General features: G+C 70.8%; 22 protein-coding genes. 14 read left to right on the top strand and 8 right to left on the bottom strand.

What is annotated here, in order from left to right:
• Positions 1-29 precede the first annotated feature (29 nt).
• Positions 30-764, top strand: a complete 735-nt coding sequence (locus AB0F71_RS20475) for an ABC transporter permease (protein ID WP_360236415.1) — start codon at positions 30-32, stop codon at positions 762-764.
• A 77-nt stretch (positions 765-841) separates the two neighbouring features.
• On the opposite strand, the gene AB0F71_RS20470 is transcribed toward AB0F71_RS20475, so the two are convergent.
• Positions 842-1,543, bottom strand: a complete 702-nt coding sequence (locus tag AB0F71_RS20470) for an LAETG motif-containing sortase-dependent surface protein (RefSeq protein WP_360236164.1) — start codon at positions 1,541-1,543, stop codon at positions 842-844.
• A 417-nt stretch (positions 1,544-1,960) separates the two neighbouring features.
• Here AB0F71_RS20470 and AB0F71_RS20465 point away from each other — a divergent pair, with 417 nt between their 5' ends.
• The gene (locus AB0F71_RS20465) at positions 1,961-2,278 is read left to right on the top strand and encodes a DUF6221 family protein (protein WP_360236161.1); all 318 of its coding nucleotides are present in this window, start codon (positions 1,961-1,963) and stop codon (positions 2,276-2,278) included.
• 248 nt (positions 2,279-2,526) lie between these two features.
• Here AB0F71_RS20465 and AB0F71_RS20460 read toward each other — a convergent pair whose 3' ends face one another.
• Positions 2,527-3,849: a choice-of-anchor A family protein gene (locus AB0F71_RS20460; RefSeq protein ID WP_360236158.1), complete on the bottom strand. Its 1,323-nt coding sequence runs from the start codon at positions 3,847-3,849 to the stop codon at positions 2,527-2,529.
• A 187-nt stretch (positions 3,850-4,036) separates the two neighbouring features.
• On the opposite strand from AB0F71_RS20460, the gene AB0F71_RS20455 reads away from it, so the two are divergent.
• Positions 4,037-5,017 (top strand): COX15/CtaA family protein, encoded by a 981-nt coding sequence (locus AB0F71_RS20455; protein WP_360236155.1) that lies wholly within the window; start codon positions 4,037-4,039, stop codon positions 5,015-5,017.
• 61 nt (positions 5,018-5,078) lie between these two features.
• Here the strand turns inward: AB0F71_RS20455 and AB0F71_RS20450 are convergent, their stop codons facing one another.
• From AB0F71_RS20450 to AB0F71_RS20440, 3 genes are all read right to left on the bottom strand, one after another.
• A complete protein-coding gene (locus AB0F71_RS20450; RefSeq protein ID WP_360236412.1) occupies positions 5,079-5,546 on the bottom strand; it encodes an NUDIX domain-containing protein in 468 nt (155 codons plus the stop codon).
• A 132-nt stretch (positions 5,547-5,678) separates the two neighbouring features.
• The gene (locus AB0F71_RS20445) at positions 5,679-6,230 is read right to left on the bottom strand and encodes a GNAT family N-acetyltransferase (protein WP_360236152.1); all 552 of its coding nucleotides are present in this window, start codon (positions 6,228-6,230) and stop codon (positions 5,679-5,681) included.
• 2 nt (positions 6,231-6,232) lie between these two features.
• Positions 6,233-7,234 carry a hypothetical protein gene (locus AB0F71_RS20440; RefSeq protein ID WP_360236149.1) on the bottom strand — a complete coding sequence of 334 codons (1,002 nt, stop codon included), beginning with the start codon at positions 7,232-7,234 and terminating at the stop codon, positions 6,233-6,235.
• A gap of 443 nt (positions 7,235-7,677) precedes the next feature.
• Here AB0F71_RS20440 and AB0F71_RS20435 point away from each other — a divergent pair, with 443 nt between their 5' ends.
• The 5 genes from AB0F71_RS20435 (at position 7,678) to AB0F71_RS20415 (ending at position 9,871) form a co-directional block, all read left to right on the top strand.
• Entirely contained in the window at positions 7,678-8,175 is a 498-nt protein-coding gene (locus tag AB0F71_RS20435) for an ATP-binding protein (protein WP_360236146.1), read from the top strand.
• Positions 8,172-8,333 carry a hypothetical protein gene (locus tag AB0F71_RS20430; RefSeq protein ID WP_360236143.1) on the top strand — a complete coding sequence of 54 codons (162 nt, stop codon included), beginning with the start codon at positions 8,172-8,174 and terminating at the stop codon, positions 8,331-8,333. Before AB0F71_RS20435 ends, AB0F71_RS20430 begins: the two co-directional genes overlap by 4 nt.
• A 71-nt stretch (positions 8,334-8,404) precedes the next feature.
• Positions 8,405-8,539, top strand: a complete 135-nt coding sequence (locus tag AB0F71_RS20425) for a hypothetical protein (RefSeq protein WP_360236140.1) — start codon at positions 8,405-8,407, stop codon at positions 8,537-8,539.
• Positions 8,536-9,732: a methyltransferase domain-containing protein gene (locus AB0F71_RS20420; RefSeq protein ID WP_360236137.1), complete on the top strand. Its 1,197-nt coding sequence runs from the start codon at positions 8,536-8,538 to the stop codon at positions 9,730-9,732. The genes AB0F71_RS20425 and AB0F71_RS20420 overlap by 4 nt, the downstream gene beginning before the upstream one ends.
• 4 nt (positions 9,733-9,736) lie before the next feature.
• Positions 9,737-9,871, top strand: coding sequence for a hypothetical protein (locus tag AB0F71_RS20415; RefSeq protein ID WP_360236134.1), 135 nt, complete (start codon positions 9,737-9,739; stop codon positions 9,869-9,871).
• A 50-nt stretch (positions 9,872-9,921) separates the two neighbouring features.
• Here AB0F71_RS20415 and AB0F71_RS20410 read toward each other — a convergent pair whose 3' ends face one another.
• Positions 9,922-10,068, bottom strand: a complete 147-nt coding sequence (locus tag AB0F71_RS20410) for a hypothetical protein (protein ID WP_360236131.1) — start codon at positions 10,066-10,068, stop codon at positions 9,922-9,924.
• Positions 10,069-10,182: 114 nt separating this feature from the next.
• The gene (locus AB0F71_RS20405; RefSeq protein WP_360236128.1) at positions 10,183-10,521 is read right to left on the bottom strand and encodes a hypothetical protein; all 339 of its coding nucleotides are present in this window, start codon (positions 10,519-10,521) and stop codon (positions 10,183-10,185) included.
• Between the two features lie 72 nt (positions 10,522-10,593).
• Between AB0F71_RS20405 and AB0F71_RS20400 the strand changes: the two genes are divergently transcribed.
• Positions 10,594-11,235 (top strand): DUF2461 domain-containing protein, encoded by a 642-nt coding sequence (locus AB0F71_RS20400; protein WP_360236125.1) that lies wholly within the window; start codon positions 10,594-10,596, stop codon positions 11,233-11,235.
• An 82-nt stretch (positions 11,236-11,317) separates the two neighbouring features.
• Here AB0F71_RS20400 and AB0F71_RS20395 read toward each other — a convergent pair whose 3' ends face one another.
• Entirely contained in the window at positions 11,318-12,265 is a 948-nt protein-coding gene (locus AB0F71_RS20395) for a heme o synthase (protein ID WP_360236122.1), read from the bottom strand.
• A gap of 463 nt (positions 12,266-12,728) precedes the next feature.
• Here AB0F71_RS20395 and tkt point away from each other — a divergent pair, with 463 nt between their 5' ends.
• From tkt to pgl, 5 genes are all read left to right on the top strand, one after another.
• A complete protein-coding gene (gene tkt / locus AB0F71_RS20390; RefSeq protein ID WP_360236119.1) occupies positions 12,729-14,828 on the top strand; it encodes a transketolase in 2,100 nt (699 codons plus the stop codon).
• Between the two features lie 90 nt (positions 14,829-14,918).
• Complete coding sequence (gene tal / locus AB0F71_RS20385; RefSeq protein WP_360236116.1) at positions 14,919-16,061, top strand: transaldolase; 1,143 nt, start codon at positions 14,919-14,921, stop codon at positions 16,059-16,061.
• Between the two features lie 63 nt (positions 16,062-16,124).
• Positions 16,125-17,681 carry a glucose-6-phosphate dehydrogenase gene (gene zwf, locus AB0F71_RS20380; RefSeq protein ID WP_360236409.1) on the top strand — a complete coding sequence of 519 codons (1,557 nt, stop codon included), beginning with the start codon at positions 16,125-16,127 and terminating at the stop codon, positions 17,679-17,681.
• Entirely contained in the window at positions 17,678-18,766 is a 1,089-nt protein-coding gene (gene opcA / locus AB0F71_RS20375) for a glucose-6-phosphate dehydrogenase assembly protein OpcA (protein ID WP_360236113.1), read from the top strand. The genes zwf and opcA overlap by 4 nt, the downstream gene beginning before the upstream one ends.
• Positions 18,763-19,551: a 6-phosphogluconolactonase gene (gene pgl, locus AB0F71_RS20370; protein ID WP_360236110.1), complete on the top strand. Its 789-nt coding sequence runs from the start codon at positions 18,763-18,765 to the stop codon at positions 19,549-19,551. The genes opcA and pgl overlap by 4 nt, the downstream gene beginning before the upstream one ends.
• The last annotated feature ends 35 nt before the right edge of the window (positions 19,552-19,586 follow it).

The raw sequence follows: 19,586 nt of genomic DNA, 5'->3' as shown, positions 1-19,586 counted from the left end.
CGAAGCCCGGCGCCGCACCCGTCGGCCGGATGCTGCTCGCCCAGACCGCCTTCGAGACGAGGATGCTGCTGCGCAACGGTGAGCAGCTGCTGCTCACCGTGGTCATCCCGACCGTGCTGCTGGTGCTGTTCTCCGCCGTGGACGTCGTCGCCGTGGAGGGCCCCGGCAAGCGGGTCGACTTCCTGGCCCCCGGCCTGCTCGCACTGGCCGTGATGTCCACCGCCTTCACCGGGCAGGCCATCGCCACCGGCTTCGAGCGCCGCTACGGCGTGCTCAAGCGGCTCGGCGCCAGCCCGCTGCCGCGCTGGACGCTGCTGACCGCCAAGACCGGCTGCGTGCTGGTCACCGAGGTGCTGCAGGTCGCCCTGCTGTCGGTGATCGCCCTGGCCCTCGGCTGGTCCCCGCACGGGCTCGCCACCCCGCAGGGGGCACTGGCCGTCGCCGCCCTGCTGGTCCTCGGCACCGCCGCCTTCTCCGGCCTGGGCCTGCTGATGGCCGGCACCCTCAAGGCCGAGGCCACCCTGGCCGCCGCCAACCTGGTGTTCATCCTGCTGCTGCTGGCCGGCGGGGTGATCGTGCCGCTGAGCAAGTTCCCGGACGCCGTACGGTCGGTGCTGGAGCTGCTGCCGATCTCGGCGCTCTCGGACGGGCTGCGCTCGGTGCTCCAGCACGGCGCCGGGGTGCCCTGGTCGGACCTCGGGATCCTGGCCGGCTGGGCCGTCCTGGGGCTGGCCGCGGCCGCCCGGTTCTTCCGCTGGGAGTAGCCGCCTCCCCGTCGATGCCGGACGCCCCCGACCTCAACTGGTCGGGGGCGTCCGGCATTTCAGCCGATCATCGGGGGTCAGCCCTGGCTGCCACCGCGGCGCTTGCGGGCGAGCAGCACGAGCGCGCCACCGACCAGCAGCACGCCGCCACCGGCCGCCGCGATCATCGGGGTGGCGTCGCTGCTACCGGTCTGGGCGAGCGCCGGGGCACTGGTGCTGGGCACCGGGGCGGGGGCGGCCGGGGTCGTCCGGCTGGGGGTGGGGCCGGCCGACGGGGTCCCGCTCGGAGTGGGCGTCGCCGACGGGGTGCCGGTCGGCGTCTGCGTCGGGGTGGTGGTGGGGGTCGGCGTCGGGGTGGGGGTCTTGGTGGGGGTCACGGTCGGCGTCGGGGTCGGCGTCGGGGTGTGGCACGGCGCGATGGTCTTGGTCTCGTCGATGTTCCACCCCTTCTCCGCCGGGGTCTCGGTGGTCTTGACCACCAGGTGGGCGACGATCGGGGCGTCGTGGTCCTTCACCGGGTACTTGCCGTGGAACTCCGCCGGGAACCCCTGGGCGTCCACGACCTTCTCGTCACCGATGGTCAGGCTGACGGTGTTCTTCACGTCAGGCTTGGGGCTGTAGTTGATCAGGTCGACCACGACCTTGTCGCAGGTCACCGACCAGGTCGGCACGTGTGCCGAGGCGTTGGTGGCCAGCGCCAGCGGCAGGAGAATTCCGGCCGCCGCCGTACCGGCGAGTGCCGCCGCGCCCATCCGAATGTGCCGCTGCTGTCGCGCCATTACCCTGTTCCCCTCCGAACGGTCTTGCGCAGCAGGCGGGTTGAAGTGGTTCGCGGTGGCCCACTACGACATGTCCGGGGGACTCTACCGGCACTCCCACACCTCGCCACACCCCGCCGTACGACCGGATTTCGTCTGTCCGTGCGTTCCTGGATGTGCTCGACCAGCCCATCACAGCCGCCACCTCGCAGAACGCGGATTCGGCAAACTTGAATGAACTTGGTCACTTTCAGCACACAACGGCGCCTGTTCCGTGCCACTGAACCTTGACCGACGTGCGTTTCTGCCACTGAACGTTGACCGACGTGCGTTTCTGCCAGTGAATCCTGACCGCCCTGCTCAACAGCCATCCACCGGGCGTGCGGCGACAGACACAGGGCTTCACGCACCGCGCGGCCGTCGGCCAGGATGATCGCCATGAACGATGGCCTCATCCAGTTCGTGCGAGCGAAACTCGACGCGGACGAGCACAACATCGTGATGATCACGTCGCTTGCTCCCCCCGACACGGACGTGCACCTCGACAGCACGATCCCAATGATCGACATGGTTCGCGCGGTCACAGACCTCTACGCGCCAGTTGCACATCTCGACGTGCCGGACGCGGCCGCCACCAGCAAGGACTTCGACGCCGGCCGGGCCGCCGGTCTCGGAGCGGCGGTCAGACTCCTTGCCCAGATCTACCACGACGACCCCGACTACCGTGAGCTGTGGCGTCCTCGGACGCAGCCCTAGGGAGCCCCGCCCGTCCCAGGTCCTGGCCGCACGACCGGGGGGGGTGGCACGGCCGTCAACGTCCGCTGGCACGAACTCGGCAGCGGTCAAGCCTCGGTGGCAATCGGTCAAGGTCCAGTGACACAGGACAGCACCCCCGGTGATCAGGTTCAACCACCGGGGGCGCCCTGCCGACATATCGACGAACGCACGTCAACGGACGCTCGGACCGCTCAGGCCGTTCAGGCCGTTCAGGCCGTTCAGACCTCTCAGGCCCGCTTCGCGGCCTTGCGCCGGGCCGCGACCACGATCCCGCCACCGGCCGCCAGCACCACGGCGCCGCCGATCGCCAGCGGCAGCACCGGACCGGAGCCGGTGTGCGCCAGGTTGCCGCCCTCGTTCGACGGGGCGGACGGACTCACCGAACCCGGGGCGGCCGGGCCACCCGTCGAAGCGGAGGCCGACGGGCTCGCCGAACCGCCCGCACTGGGCTTGCCGCTCGTCGGCGCGGACGGGCTACCCGACGGGCTGCCCGATGGGCTCGCCGAACCGCTCGACGTCACCGACGGCGAACCGCTCGGCACCACCGGCGGAACGGTCGGCGTACCGGTCGGGGTCGGCACCGGCGTCCCCGGCAGGCAGCCGGTGAAGGGGTAGTGGTGGGTCTCGGCGCCGCCCTTGCCGGTCAGCGAGGCCGCGATCACCGAGCCGTTGACCGGGCCGCCACTGCCGAGCTCGAAGGCGGCGTTGGGTGCGAGCACCGTCCCGGCCCAGGCGGCCTTGCTGTTCTTGACCACCTTGGTCGCGGTGGGGAAGTTCCAGAGCAGCTTGGCCCGAATCGCGCCACCCGCCGCGCTCAGGTTCTTGTCGTCCAGCAGGAAGGCCGACCTGCCCTCGTCCCACAGGTGGAAGCCGGTGGTCCCGGCCGCCGCCATGTCGTACGAGCCGCCGGTCACGTTGATGACGGTCACCGAGCCGGCCGGCACCTTGACGAAGACGTCCTTGGCGCCCTGGAGCTTCCCGGCGTCGACGGTGAAGCTGTTGTACGTGGCGTCCCCGCCGGTGAAGGTGAGCTCGGTGCCCTTGGCCTGGACGGTGGCCCCGGCGGTCTGCGGCACGGCGGCCAGCGCGGTGGAAGCGGCGCGCAGCTTGGCGAACTCGGCCTTGAAGTCGATCGGCGAGGCGCCCTGGGCGATCTTGCCCTGGTGAGCCTCGACCACGGCACCGTCGGCCTTCGAACCGTAGACGCCGTTGCCCTTCATCACCTGGGTGTTGTGGCCGGTGATCTTGCCGGCCACGACCAGTGCGTTCCTGCCGGGCAGGGCGTCGACCTCGGCGGCGGTCAGCTCCTGGCCGACGGAGAAGCCGCCGGTGAAGTCGGCGTTGCCGCCGACCGCGACGGCACCCTCGGCGTCGGGGGTGTGGGTGTCGTCGCCCTCGATGAACTCGCCGTACAGGTTGGCGACCCCGAGGCTGCGGCACTGCTCGTCGGCAGCGACGGTGCCGGCGGCCTGGGCGGCCGGCGCGATCAGGGCGGCGAGTGCGAGCGAGCCGCCGACCGCGAGCGCGGCGGCGGAGGTGGGTATGCGCATGTGCAGGATCTCCGCTTACGTGCGGGAAGTGGGATGGGCCCGGAAAAAGGTATGGACCAATCCGCACTCTTTCGGCCAAACGGGTGAATGGTCAAGACCACTGACCGCCTTGTCCGAACAGTCCGCTTTGATCACCGGCGGCCGCAGCCCGCGCCCCGCCCCAAGATCGCCCGTAAGGCCGCCTACGATGGAGCCCGTGCTGAACCCCTTCTCCCTGCTCGCCGAGCGCTGGCAGCCCTCCGCCGCGATGGTCCGGCGCGCCACGTTCGCCGCGCTGGTGATGAGCGTGGTGATCGTCGTCACCGGCGGCGCCGTCCGGCTCACCGCCTCCGGCCTCGGCTGTACCACGTGGCCCCGCTGCACCGCCGAGAGCCTCACGCCCACGGCGGAGATGGGCTTCCACGGCGTCGTCGAGTTCACCAACCGGATGCTCACGTACGTGCTGAGCGCGGCGGTCGGCTGGGCGATCCTGGCCGCGCGCTGCCACCGCCCCTGGCGGCGGAGCATGACCAAGCTCGGCTGGATCCAGTTCTGGCTCGTGATGAGCAACGCCGTCCTCGGCGGCATCACGGTGCTGACGGGCCTCAACCCGTACACCGTCGCACTGCACATGATCGCCGCGATGGCGCTGGTCTGGGTGGCGCTGCTGATGTGGGAGCGCAGCAAGGAAGGCGACGGCCCGGCGAAGCTCACGGTCGCCCGTCCCATCCACCAGCTCTCCTACGTCCTGGTCACGGTGGTCGGCCTGCTCGTCGCGGCGGGCACCCTGGTCACCGGCGCCGGCCACCACCCGGGAACGCCGAAGGACAACAAGATCGTCCCCCGCATCCCGCTCGACTACGACAGGCTGGCCCAGTTCCACGCAGACCTGGCGTTCGTCTCGGTCGGCCTCACCATCGCGATGATCTTCGTCTTCGCGGCCATCAAGGCCCCCCCGGCCGCCAAGGCCCGCGCGAAGGAGTTGCTCGCCGTCCTGCTCCTCCAGGGCGTCCTCGGCTTCATCCAGTACTTCACCGACGCCCCCGAGCTGATGGTCGGCCTCCACATGCTGGGAGCCTCCCTGACCTGGATCGCCGCCCTCCGCATCCCCCTCGCCCTCCGCACCCGCGAGACGGCGGAGGCCGCCGACCACCTCCCCACCCAGACCCCCCAGACCGCCGCAGTCTGAGCATCACCGAAGGCCCCCATCCAAGTCGGATGGGGGCCTTCGCCGTTACGGTCAAAGGTGGCTAGCGCACCACGGGGATCTCTCCGGAGCGCCAGTCGGCCAGCCGCTTGCGGATGCTCGACACCATCGGCAGCCCGTCCGTCTCGTCCGGGGTGAACCACGCCACCTCGTGGGACTCATCGGACACCCGCAACTCCCCACCGATCGGGCGTCCGAGGAGGCAGATGGAGAACTCCTGGCGGACCTCGCCGTCGTCGTAGGCGAACACATGGCCCGGGTCGGTGTAGGTCCCGACGATCCCGGTGATCGCGATGTCGATGCCGGTCTCCTCACGGGTCTCGCGGACACCGCAACCAGCGAGCGACTCCCCGATGTCCATCCTGCCGCCGGGCAGCGCCCACATCCCGTTGTCCGTGCGCCGCTGGAGCAGGACACGGCCCGCATCGTCGACCACGACCACGGACGCGGCCGGGACCAGCGAGTTCGCCTCGGGCGCGTTCGGGTCATTCTCGTAGTCACGCCTCGGCATCATCCACCTCATCGACTGTCTGACGTCAACGGATGCCACCCCTGGCCCGCGGGAGCGACACCCGCCATCACGGTGGGGCCCCTACCCTGTCACAGCAGGTGTCGACCGCGTGGGGCGGCATCGACCGGGATCTCACACTCGCGCCGCCGGGCGGGTCAGTTCGAGGACCATCACGTCGTGCCGAGCCGCGCCCTCCCAGGGGATCGCCGACCCGACGCGCCTGTAGCCCCACGCTCGGTAGGCCGCCTGGGCCGCAGTCGCATCCGGTCGGGAGTTCAGCATCACCCTGGCGTTGTCGATGCCATCGACGAGGACGCGATGCATACGAGTGGCGACACCCTGGCGGCGCCACCGGGGCCGGACCGCGAGCTCGAAGAGACCGAACGTGCGCCTTCCGTCCTCGTGCCTGAGGTCCTCGGGCACAGGATCGATCAGGGTGTCCCACCATCCGGTGTTCGCCGACAGAGGGTAGCCGTACGCCATGCCCACAACCGTGTCGCCGTCGAAGGCGACCGCCGCCCGGAAACCCCGCCGACGCGCCTGCGAACGGAACCGACGAAACGCCCGCCCCACATCGGCCGGCCCCTCGCCGTAAGGAGGCTCCGCGAATGCCTCCGCGAACACCTCCCTCAACTGCCCCTCCACCTCGACCGCCTGCTCGCCATCCAACAGCCGAACCGCCACCGTCACACCGTCCCCTGTTTCCGAGCCGAAACCCCAAGCGATCGAAGTTCCTCAACGCAGTCTCTCGCCATCGCCGTATCAACTCGGGCGGCCAACGACGCCACCGAACGCAACCGGTCCGCCAGCCTGACCGAGGTCATTCCCTTCGCCGCACTGGCACTGGCTACCGCCTCTGCGCAAGCCTCCTCAACATTGCCAGCCTTCATGAGCACCTCGGCGAGGCGTGCGCGGTACAGCGCCGCGTTCCGGCTGTATGTCGGGCCGAGCAGGTCGACCGCAGATTGAAGGAACGGGATGGCATAGGCAAGTTGCCCAGTTTCGACATGCCACGCGGCAGTTGCGTAGTCGACCTCGACCTGACCTGCAAATGCGGTCCATGGCGGTGCATCAGTGTCGTTGTCCGATCGGTCTTGCCACCTCAGAGCTTGGGAGAGGGCTCGGCGGGCGCCTGTGTGGTCACCAGCAGACATAAGCGCTCGCGCCTGCCGCAGAGCGACCACTGACTTGACCTTCGGCCCTCCGTGTCTCTGCGCGATCTCCCCGGAGGCGGTCGCAGCCGCAATCGCCTCCCAGGGCCGTCTCTGCTCAACGGCGACCAAGGACAGGCTGTCGAGCGCACGAACTTCCAACAGCGGGTCACCCACCAGACGGGCCGAGGTCAGTGCCTCAGTACATGCCGCGCGGGCAGCAACCATCCTGCCCGCGTCGAACTCAATCCAGCCAAGATGGGAAAACAGCGTTCCGACCAGGGCGTGAAGGTCACGTCCGACCGGGGCCATGTAAATCCCCCCGGTCATTGCCTTCTCAACGCTCTGCAGAACGCGCGCGGCAGCCTGCCGGGCGATCCGGCCGCCTTGCGTGTGATCGATGGCGTACAGGTCAGCAACTTTGGACCGGAACGCCCGAACATCGGCCGCACCAATCCGGCGACCGGTACGCGCAGGAGCGAGAACGGAAGCCCCAAGAAGCACTCCGACATCTACAACAAACTGTCGCCGCTGCACTGCGCCCTCCTCACACCCGCTGCTCGGGATGCTATGGGCCCGCTCCGGCGGCACCGTGAAGCCCAGCTCATCAAGCGGAACGCCCAACAATGCTTCGAGGACAGCCTGCTGGCCAGGATGCGGCAGTGGCGGGCCGGGAGACTCCCACCTCCTGAGGTGGCGGACACTCACCGCAGCTCGGACATCCATACGTTGCGCCATGTCGAGGAACGCTGCGACAAAGCTCTCTTGCGTGTATCCAGCAGCCTTCCTCAGTCCGGCGAGTGATCGTGCCGCCATGGAACCCCCCAGGAGTCGGAGACTTCGGCCTAGCCCAAACGTCCGGTGAAACGTCCGGTCGCTCCGGCCCCACGCGCCGCCCCGGGCCGGTGAACTAGGAATACCTCGCTGGCAGATCAGGGTCCAGGGAGGGATCAATCGGACCACCCGAGGGAGTGACCTCGATGTCTCCACTCAGCGCGCTGCCAACAGTCTCAGACGTCGACAGGGAGCAGCCGCGCTGCCCTCCGGCAGTCGCGGACAACGAGTCCGCTGATGGTGAGCTCGCCGAACTGGCGACCGTCTGCCTGCCCTACCGGCCCGAGTCAGTGGGCGCTGCTCGGCGCTTCGTCTGCGCGCAGCTGCGGGAATGGGGGCTGGACGACCTGGTGGACGACGCCGTCGTGATCGTCAGCGAACTGGCCACCAACTCCATCAAGACCGGCTGCCAGACCCGCATGCTCATCGGCGTCCGCCGTCCGAGCGACCGGATCGTCCGCATCCTGGTCGGTGACGGCTCCCGCTCGATGCCCGTGATGGTCCAGGCCGGGCCCGACGCCACATCCGGCCGGGGGCTGGCGATGGTCCACCGGCTCACCCGCGGCCGCTGGGGCGTCACGCCCCTCCCGTTCGGCAAGGTCGTGCACGCCGACCTCGCGACGCCCACGCCGAACCCCCGGTGAACTCACAACTGCCGGACAACACTTACGACTCCGACGATGCGCCGCCGCCCCCGCCCATCCCCGACCCCTCCCGGGTCTGGGCCGCCTACGGGGTCTCCACCGCCGCCGGCCTGCACGTCATCACCGCGGCCCTGATCCTGATCAACCGCGCCCGCTGAACTCCCGGCCGCGCCGCCGCCCCGGCGGCGCGGCCGGTCTCACTAAACACACCAACACTCAAGGAGGACCAATGGGTTGGGGAACCGACAAGCCCAGCGGCGGCAAGCACGGGGGCAAGAAGGACCCCGGCACGAGCAAGCCGTCTCCCGACGGATCCCGCCCGGCACCCGAGCCGAAGCACAAGAAGGACGAGGGCGACAAGTGACGGACCCCGTGCATCGACCGGAGCAGGCCGCCGTGCGCGGCCTGCTCCGGGCCGTCGACGAAGCGCTCGACGGCCCGGTCCCCCGTGAGTGGAAGGAAGCGGTCGCCGCAGTCCCTCGCCACCGCTTCCTCCCCGACCGCATCTGGCTGGAGAACAACGAGGGCGGCTACGGACCGTGCGACCTCCCCACCGACCACCAGCGCTGGTTCGAGGCGGCCTACGCGGACGCGCCCGTCATCACCCAGGTCAACGACGGCCAGGCACCGGCCGATCCGGCCGATGCCTGGCCCTCCGCCTCCGCCCCCTCCATCGTCGTCCGCATGCTCCGCGACCTCGATGTCCGGCCCGGGATGAACGTCCTGGAGATCGGCACCGGCACCGGCTGGAACGCCGCCCTCCTCGCCCACCGACTCGGCCCCAGGCACGTCACCTCCGTCGAGATCGACTCCGACGTCTCCGAGCAAGCATGGGCCTCCCTGAACGCGACCGGCCTGGACGTGGACCTGATCTGCGGAGATGGCTCCCTCGGCTGGCCCCACCGCAGCCCCTACGAGCGGATCATCTCCACCTGCTCGGTCCGCCGCGTGCCCTGGGCGTGGATCGAGCAGACCCGCCCCGGCGGCATCATCCTCACTCCCTGGGACAACCCCCTGCTCTGCTGGGGGCTTCTGAAACTCACGGTCGAACGCGATCGGGCCCAGGGCCGTTTCAGCCCCCACTCCGCGTTCATGCTGATGCGCAACCAGCGGCACGACCTGCGGATCTTCCGCGACGTCGTCCGGGACGACCACGTACCGAAGGAATCCGCAACCACGCTGCCACCGTGGAACATCACAGGCGACCACTGGGAGGCCCGCTTCGCCCTCGGCCTCCGCCTGGGCGACGTGTGGACCGCCTGGGAGGACGAGCCGGACGTCGACGGCGTCGCCGCCCGGCTCTGGATCGCGACCACCGACGCCCGCTCCTGGGCTGCCGTCGACCACGATGGCGAACAACATGATCACTTCACCGTCTGGCAGCACGGCCCCCGCCGCCTCTGGGACGAGATCGAAGCCGCCCACCACTGGTGGGAGCAGCACGACCGCCCGACACCTGACCGTTTCGGCCTCACCGTCACCGAGAACAGCCAGTGGGCCTGGCTGGACCGGCCCACCTGCCCCGCCCGAGCACTCGACCACAAAGAGTCGCGGTGATCAGGTGGAGAGCCCCGTCGAAGCCTGGCAGGCGGCCGGCGAGCCGCACCAGGACGGCTTCGGGATCACCGTCTCGGGCGCGGGCCAACGCGTCTGGATCGGTCACGAGGACGGCCCCGGCTGGAACCTGCCCATCTGAAACGGCGAACGGTCCGGCTACCCCGCCCGCCGACCGGTACCGCGCCGGGCCTACTTCGGCCTGCGGCGGGCGCGGACCAGCGCGGCGGCGATCGCCAGGGGGAAGGACAGCAGGAAGAGCGTCACCGCGGGCCACAGCGGGTCGCCGGCGACGATCGCGTTCACGAGGGTGCGGATGCCGACAACGATGAAGTGCATGCGCGCACCATAGCGCCGCCCCTCTCCGGTCGGTCCGACGCCCCTGACCAGCGACAACGGCCCGGTTCCCCCGCCTAGAAGGAACCGGGCCGTCGGCGTTCGAACGAGGGGCGATCAGCCGCCGAGCTGGAGGCCGGCCATGCGCTTCCACTCGTACGGGCCGGTCTTGACCTTGAGGCCCAGCTCGCCCTCGAAGTTCTCGTGCAGGGTGAGCCCGGCCAGCTCCGCGGCGCGGCGGCCGACGGCGTAGGTGGGGGCGACCTGGTCGCCCCAGGCGCCGTCCGCGCCGACCACGACGATGCGGGTGGCCACGCCGCCGACGTACTCGACGACCGCGTCGGCGCTGCCGCCGTGCTGCTGGGCGAAGCTGGTGAGGTGCTTGGCGATGCGCTTGGCGCGGCGCTCGGTGCGGGCGTCCGACGCGGCGGCGGTGGCGGTCTCTGCGCTGCTCATGCCCGCATGCTACCCACCGGTACGCGACCTGGCGACGGGAGCACCCTGTGCACCGGGACACATACTCACACCATGACGTTCAATGGCTGGCCGGCCGAGGCGCTCGACTTCTACGAGCACCTCGAAGCCGACAATTCCAAGACCTTCTGGCAGGCCCACAAGGAGCAGTACGACGAGGTCGTACGGGCGCCCATGGAACTGCTGCTCGCCGAGCTGGAGCCGGAGTTCGGGCCGGGGAAGATCTTCCGCCCCAACCGCGACGTCCGGTTCAGCGCCGACAAGTCCCCGTACAAGACGCACATCGGCGCGTACCTGGAGGCCGGCGGCTACATCCAGCTCTCCGCCGACGGCCTGGCCTGCGGCAACGGCATGTACCAGCTCGCCCCGGACCAGCTGAACCGCTACCGCGCCGCCGTCGCCGAGGACGTCAGCGGCGCCGAACTGGAGCGGGTGATCGCCCGGGTGGAGAAGGACGGCCCGCACGTCCACGGCCGGGACTCCCTCAAGACCGCCCCGCGCGGCTTCCCGAAGGACCACCCGCGGATCGAACTGCTCCGCCACAAGGGCCTGGTGGCCTGGCAGGAGTGGCCACCCGCGAAGTGGCTCGGCACCCGCACCGCCCACACCCGGATCACCGCCTTCCTGCGCGCCTCCCAGCCGCTCAAGGACTGGCTGGACGACCACGTCGGCCCGTCCGAGCTACCAGGACGCTGAGCAGCGCGAAGAAGCGGGAGGAAGCGCGAAGAGCCCCGGTCCGCCAGGACCGGGGCTCTTCGCACAGACCAGAACAGGGGCCTTACTTCACGAACGGATCGATCGCGCACACCACGAACAGCAGCGACAGATAGGTGATCGACCAGTGGAACAGCCGCATCTCCTTGAGCTTGGCGCCCACGATCCCGGCCTTGGCCCGCCCGTACAGCGCGTGCGCCTCCCGCAGCCAGAACCCGCCGAGCAGCACCGCGGCGACCGGGTACAGCCAGCTCATGTGCCCGAGCGGCCAGACCGCCAGCGAGACCGCGACCATCACCCAGGAGTAGGCGACGACCTGCTTGCCGACCGCCACGTTGCCCTTGACGACCGGCAGCATCGGCACGCCGGCCCGCTCGTAGTCGTCGCGCACCTTCATCGACAGCACCCAGGTGTGCGGCGGGGTCCAGAAGAAGACCACCAGGAACAGCGCGACCGCCGCCCAGGACACCGAGTCGGTCACCGAGGACCAGCCGATCAGCACCGGCATGCAGCCGGCGATGCCGCCCCAGACGATGTTCTGCGAGGTGCGCCGCTTGAGCCCCAGCGTGTAGACGAACACGTAGAACAGCAGCGCGCCGAGCGCGAGTCCGGCGGAGAGCCAGTTGACCCCGAAGCCGAGCAGCAGGGTGGAGAGGACGCCGAGCGCGATGCCGAAGACCAGGGCCTCGCGCGGGGACACCATCCCGGTGACGATCGGCCGCCGCTCGGTGCGGGACATCAGTGCGTCGATGTCGCGGTCGATGTACATGTTGAGGGCGTTGGCGCCGCCCGCCGAGAGGTAGCCGCCGACCACGACCTTGAGCACCAGCAGCATGTTCGGCACGCCCTGCTGGGCGAGGAACATCACCGGCACGGTGCTCATCAGCAGCAGCTCGATGATCCGCGGCTTGGTCAGTGCGACGAACGCGCCGACACGGGCCCCGATGGGCCGGTGCGCAGGAGTCGCCCCGGTGACCCCGGCGGGACGGGTTTCGACGGCGGTCACTAACACCCCAACTGAAGATGAAACTTCGCAGGCGTCCACAGGAACGAAGGGTCCCGAATCGTCCGCTCTGCGCGTACCACGACACCATAGACGCTCCATACATCCCAACCGGCTCCGGGGTCCCCCGGCGGGGCGGACGGCCCGCCCCCGGGTCAACCGACTGGGTGAAGCCACGAAGCGCCTCCGCGGCGCCCGCGCAACCCGTCCCGACCACCCGGGCGGCGCGCCCAGCCGAATCGGGAGAGCCTGGGACGAAACGGATCAGAACGCCCTAGTGGGAATCACCATGCGGAAATCCCGGTTGTCCCGGCACGGAGGGTGAGCCCCGGCCCGGACGGTAGGCTCGCACGCAGAAGCGGGATCTACCCTCCGTGACCGGCACCATCCACAGTCGGGACCACAGCGCCGTGGCCGACCCGGTCCCCATTCACGGGGTCACTCTTCACAATGGAAGGAGCCCTGAGACAGGGTGAGCACTGCGCCGAAGAACGCATTCGAGTGGAGCGACCTGGACGAGCGCACGGTTGACACGGCGCGGGTCCTGGCGATGGACGCTGTCCAGAAGGTCGGCAACGGGCACCCCGGGACGGCCATGTCGCTGGCCCCGGCCGCCTACCTGATCTTCCAGCGCTTCCTGCGCCACGACCCGACCGACCCGGCCTGGGTCGGCCGCGACCGCTTCGTCCTCTCCCCCGGCCACACCAGCCTGACGCTCTACACCCAGCTGTACTTCTCGGGCTACGGCCTGGAGCTGGACGACCTCAAGGCCTTCCGCGTGGCCGGCAGCCGCACCCCGGGCCACCCGGAGCACGGCCACACCGCGGGCGTGGAGACCACCACCGGCCCGCTCGGCCAGGGCATCGCGAACGCGGTCGGCATGGCGATGGCCGCCCGCTACGAGCGCGGCCTGTTCGACCCGGAGGCGGCGGCCGGCGAGTCCCCCTTCGACCACACCATCTGGGCCATCGTCTCCGACGGCGACCTGGAGGAGGGCATCTCGGCCGAGGCGTCCTCGCTGGCCGGCCACCAGAAGCTGGGCAACCTGGTCGCCCTGTACGACGACAACCACATCTCGATCGAGGGCGACACCGAGACCGCCTTCTCCGAGGACGTCCTCAAGCGCTACGAGGCGTACGGCTGGCACGTCCAGCGGGTCACCCCGAAGGCCAACGGCGACATCGACGTCGAGGCCCTCGCCGGTGCGCTGGCCGCCGCCAAGGCCGAGACCTCCCGCCCGTCGCTGATCGCGATGCGCACGATCATCGCCTGGCCGGCCCCGGACGCCCAGAACACCGCCAAGGCGCACGGCTCCGCGCTCGGTGCCGCCGAGATCGCCGCCACCAAGAAGGTCCTGGGCTTCGACCCGGAGAAGACCTTCGAGGTCAGCGACCAGGTCATCGAGCACGCCCGCCAGGTCATCAAGCGCGGCAAGGCCGCCCGCGACCAGTGGCAGCAGGGCTTCGACGCCTGGCGCGCGGCCAACCCGCACCGGGCCGCCGAGTTCGACCGCATCCAGGCCGGCGAGCTGCCCGAGGGCTGGAAGAAGGCCGTCCCCTCCTTCCCGGCCGGCAAGGACGTCGCCACCCGCAAGGCCTCCGGCGAGACCCTCAAGGCGCTCGGCGCGGTGATCCCGGAGCTGTGGGGCGGCTCGGCCGACCTCGCGGAGTCCAACCTCACCACCATCGACGAGGACAGCTCCTTCCTCCCCGAGGGCAACCCGCTGAAGTCGGCCAGCCCGTACGGCCGGACGATCCACTTCGGCATCCGCGAGCACGCCATGGGCTCGACCATGAACGGCATCGCCCTGCACGGCAAGACCCGTGTGTACGGCGGCACCTTCCTGGTCTTCGCCGACTACATGCGCCCGGCCGTGCGCCTGGCCGCGCTGATGAAGCTGCCGGTCACCTACGTCTGGACGCACGACTCGATCGGCCTCGGCGAGGACGGCCCGACCCACCAGCCGGTGGAGCACATGGCCTCGCTGCGCGCCATCCCGGGCCTGGCCATGGTCCGCCCGGCCGACGCCAACGAGACGGCCGTCGCCTGGCGCACCGTGATCGAGCGCCAGACCAGCCACCCCGGCCCGGTCGGCCTCGCGCTCACCCGCCAGAACGTCCCGACCTTCGACCGCGAGGTCTTCGCCTCCGCCGAGGGCACCGCCAAGGGCGCCTACGTGCTGGCCGAGGCCGGCAACGGCGACCCGCAGCTGATCCTGCTGGGCACCGGCTCCGAGGTCCAGCTGGCCGTCCAGGCCCGCGAGGTCCTGGAGGCCGAGGGCATCGCGACCCGCGTGGTCTCGGTCCCGTCCTTCGAGTGGTTCCAGGAGCAGGACCAGGCCTACCGCGACAGCGTGCTGCCGCCGTCGGTCAAGGCCCGCGTCTCGGTCGAGGCCGGCATCGCCCAGGGCTGGCGCGAGCTGGTCGGCGACCACGGCCGGATCGTCTCGCTGGAGCACTTCGGTGCCTCCGCCGACTACAAGGTGCTGTTCGAGGAGTTCGGCCTGACCGCCGAGCGCGTGGTCGCCGAGGCGCACAACGCCCTGCGCTCCCTCGAAGCCGTCAACCGCTAACGCGTCCGGGCCGCGTGCCCGCCCGCACGCGGGCACGCGGCCCCCTCTGACTACCCCACGAAGCAGAAGAAGACGAAGGACTGAAGCACCATGACTGACGCACTGAAGCGCCTCAGCGACGAAGGCGTTGCGATCTGGCTGGACGACCTCAGCCGCGCGCGGCTGAACTCCGGCAACCTGGCCGAGCTGGTGCAGAACAAGCACGTGGTGGGTGTCACCACCAACCCGACCATCTTCCAGAAGGCCATCGCCGGCAGCGGCGACAGCTCCTACGACGGCCAGCTGCGCGACCTCGCCGTCCGCGGGGTCACCACCGACGAGGCGATCCGCATGATCACCACCTCGGACGTGCGCGACGCCGCCGACGTGCTGCGCCCGGTCTACGACGCCTCCAACGGCCGCGACGGCCGGGTCTCCATCGAGGTCGACCCGCGCCTGGCGCACGAGACCGCCCCGACCGTGGCCGAGGCCAAGCAGCTGTGGTGGCTGGTCGACCGCCCGAACGTCCTGATCAAGATCCCCGCCACCAAGGCCGGCCTGCCGGCCATCGCCTCGGTCATCGGCCTGGGCATCAGCGTCAACGTCACGCTGATCTTCTCGCTGGAGCGCTACAAGGCCGTCATGGACGCCTACCTGACCGGCCTGGAGGCCGCCAAGGCCAAGGGCCTGGACCTCTCCCAGATCGAGTCGGTCGCCTCCTTCTTCGTGTCCCGCGTGGACACCGAGATCGACAAGCGCCTGGACAAGGTCGGCGGCGAGGCCAAGGACCTGCGCTCCAAGGCCGCGCTGGCCAACGCCCGCCTCGCCTACCAGGCGTACGAGGAGGTCTTCGGCTCGGTCGACGGCAAGACCGCCGGCAGCGCCCGCTGGAAGGCCCTGGAGGCCGCCGGCGCCAAGCCGCAGCGCCCGCTGTGGGCCTCGACCGGCGTCAAGGACCCGGCCCTGCCGGACACCCTGTACGTCACCGAGCTGGTCGCCCCGGGCACCGTCAACACCATGCCCGAGGCCACCCTGGACGCCACCGGCGACCACGGCGTGGTCACCGGCAACACCATCGTCCCCAACTACGCCGACGCCAAGGCCGTCCTGGACGCCATCGCGGCCGCCGGCGTGGACTACGACGACGTCGTCCAGGTGCTGGAGGACGAGGGCGTGCAGAAGTTCGAGCAGTCCTGGCAGGAGCTGCTCGACACCGTCACCGCCTCGCTGGCCTCCTTCGCCAACGAGCAGTGACCCCTGCTCACACAGCCAGCGCACGAAAGCGGAGCACACCAAGTGAGCACTGATTTCCCCGAGTTGACGTCGGAATCGGACGCGGACGACCTCCCGGCCGCCCCCGTCAACCCGCTTCGTGACCCCTCCGACCGGCGGCTCCCGCGCATCGCGGGGCCGTCCGGCCTGGTCATCTTCGGGGTCACCGGCGACCTGTCCCGCAAGAAGCTGATGCCGGCCATCTACGACCTCGCCAACCGGGGTCTGCTGCCGCCGGGCTTCTCCCTGGTGGGCTTCGCCCGCCGCGAGTGGGAGGACGAGGACTTCGCCAAGGAGGTCCACGACGCGGTCAAGGAGCACGCCCGGACCCAGTTCCGGGAGGAGGTCTGGCAGCAGCTCGCCAAGGGCATGCGCTTCGTCCAGGGCACCTTCGACGACGACGAGGCCTTCGACAAGCTGCGCGAGACCATCGAGGAGCTGGACAAGGCCCAGGGCACCGGCGGCAACTTCGCCTTCTACCTGTCCGTCCCGCCGAAGTTCTTCCCCACGGTCGTCCAGCAGCTCAAGAAGCACGGCCTGGCCGACCCGCCGCAGGGCTCCTGGCGCCGCGCCGTCATCGAGAAGCCCTTCGGCCACGACCTGGAGAGCGCCCAGGAGCTCAACAAGGTCGTCCACGAGGTCTTCCCGCGCGACGAGGTCTTCCGGATCGACCACTACCTGGGCAAGGAGACGGTCCAGAACATCCTGGCGCTGCGCTTCGCCAACCAGATGTTCGAGCCGATCTGGAACCGGTCGTACGTCGACCACGTGCAGATCACCATGGCCGAGGACATCGGCATCGGCGGCCGGGCCGGCTACTACGACGGCATCGGCTCCGCCCGTGACGTCATCCAGAACCACCTGCTCCAGCTGATGGCGCTCACCGCCATCGAGGAGCCGGCGTCCTTCCACCCGAAGGCGCTGGTGGCCGAGAAGCTCAAGGTGCTCAGCGCCGTCAAGCTCCCGGCCGACCTCGGCCGGCACACCGTGCGCGGCCAGTACGCGGCCGGCTGGCAGGGCGGCGAGGAGGTAGTCGGCTACCTGGACGAGGACGGCATCGACCCGGACTCCAAGACCGACACCTACGCGGCCATCAAGCTGGAGATCAACAACCGCCGCTGGGCGGGCGTCCCGTTCTACCTGCGCACCGGCAAGCGGCTGGGCCGCCGGGTCACCGAGATCGCGGTGGTCTTCCAGCGCGCCCCGTACCTGCCGTTCGACTCCTACGCGACCGAGGAGCTGGGGCAGAACGCCCTGGTCATCCGGGTCCAGCCGGACGAGGGCGTGACGGTGCGGTTCGGCTCCAAGGTGCCGGGCACCTCCTTCGAGGTCCGGGACGTCACGATGGACTTCGCCTACGGCGAGTCCTTCACCGAGTCCAGCCCGGAGGCGTACGAGCGGCTCATCCTCGACGTGCTGCTCGGCGACGCCAACCTGTTCCCGCGCCACCAGGAGGTCGAGCTCTCCTGGCAGATCCTCGACCCGATCGAGAAGTACTGGGACGCCCACGGCAAGCCCGCCCAGTACGCGGCGGGCACCTGGGGCCCGGCCGAGGCGGACGAGATGCTCGCACGAGACGGCAGGAGCTGGCGGCGGCCATGAAGATCGACCTCACCAACACGACGTCCAGCAAGATCAACGCCGCGCTGATGGAGGCGCGCCGGGCCAGCGGCTCCACCGCCGCCGGCATGGTGCTCACCCTGGTCATCGTGACCGACGAGGGCAGCGCCTACGACGCCCTCAAGGCCGCCAACGAGGCCTCCCGCGAGCACCCGATGCGCACCCTCGCGGTGATCAAGCGCGCCGGCCGCTCGCCCCGGGCCCGCGCCGAGACCCGGCTGGACGCCGAGATCCTGGTCGGCTCGGACGCCGGCTCCGGAGAAACGGTCATCCTGCGCATGCACGGCGAACTCGCCCTGCACGCCCAGTCGGTGGTCCTGCCGCTGCTGCTGCCGGACGCCCCGACCGTGGTCTGGTGGCCGGACAACGCGCCGCTGCACCCGGCGCAGGACCCGCTGGGCGCGCTCGCCCAGCGCCGGATCACCGACGCCGTCACCGCCGAGTCCCCGGTCGGCCAGCTCGCCCAGCGCTCGCAGAGCTACACCCCGGGCGACACCGACCTGGCCTGGACCCGGATCACCGGCTGGCGCTCGATGCTGGCCGCCGCGCTGGACCAGCGGCCGGCCGCCATCACCTCGGTGGTGGTCGAGGGCGAGTCCTACAACCCCAGCGTCGAGCTGCTCGGCCTGTGGCTGCTCAACCGGCTGAACGTGCCGGTCGAGCGGGTCGTCACCGGCGGCCCCGGCATCACCGCGGTGCACCTGCGCACCAAGGACGGGGACATCACCCTGGACCGCCCGGACGGCCTGATGGGCACGCTCTCCATGCCCGGCTCGCCGGACCGCCAGGTGGCGCTCAAGCGGCGCGAGACCTCGGAGCTGATCGCCGAGGAGCTGCGCCGGCTGGACCCGGACGACATCTACTCGACGGCCGTGCGCACGTCCGTCGAGCGGCTGCGCGAGCCCTCGGAGCACACCGCCCCGGCGGCCGCGGCGGTGCCCGTCGCCGACGCGGCGGCCGCGGCCGCCGACGCCGCGGTGGCCAACCCGGCCCGGGTGACCGCCGACGCGGAGAAGTCCGCCGCGAGGAAGGTCGCGGGCAAGCGCGCCGCCAAGGGCAGCGCATGACGGCCGCGACCCCGCAGCTGGTCGTCCACCGGGACAAGGAGCTGATGGCCCAGGCGGCCGCGGCCCGGCTGATCACCCGGATCGTGGACGCCCAGGCCGCCCGCGGCACCGCCTCGGTGGTGCTCACCGGCGGCCGCAACGGCAACGCCCTGCTGGCCGCGATCGCCGCCTCCCCGGCGCGCGACGCGGTCGACTGGGCCCGGCTGGACCTGTGGTGGGGCGACGAGCGCTTCGTCCCCGCCGCCGACCCGGACCGCAACGCCGTCCAGGCCCGCGCCGAGCTGCTGGACGCCGTCCCGCTCGACCCGGCGCGGGTGCACGAGATGCCCGCCTCGGACGGGGTGGACGGCTCGGACGTGGAGGCGGCCGCCGCCCGCTACGCGGAGGAACTGGCCAAGGCCGCCGGACCGGGCGACCGGCTCGGCGTCCCGGCCTTCGACGTGCTGCTGCTCGGCGTCGGCCCGGACACCCACGTCGCCTCGCTCTTCCCGGAGCACCCGGGCGTGCGGGAGACCGAGCTGACCGTGGTCGGCGTGCGCGGGGCCCCCAAGCCCCCGCCGACCCGGGTCTCGCTCACCCTCCCGGCGATCCGGGCGGCCCGCGAGGTCTGGCTGCTGGCCGCCGGCGAGGACAAGGCGGGCGCGGTCGCGCTGGCCCTGTCCGGCCCCGGTGAGCTCCAGGCGCCCGCCTCCGGCGCGTACGGCCGCAGCCGCACCCTGTGGCTGCTGGACCGCGCCGCCGCCGAGCGGATCCCGCCGCAGCTGTACCCGCCGGCCTCGGCCTAGGAGCCGCGGAGAACGCCGAAGGGCGCCCCCGTCAC

The organism is Kitasatospora sp. NPDC028055, from assembly GCF_040637885.1.
Taxonomy (GTDB): domain Bacteria; phylum Actinomycetota; class Actinomycetes; order Streptomycetales; family Streptomycetaceae; genus Kitasatospora.
The sequence above is the reverse complement of the archived record's forward strand: the minus strand, read 5'-3'. Positions and strand labels throughout refer to the sequence as shown.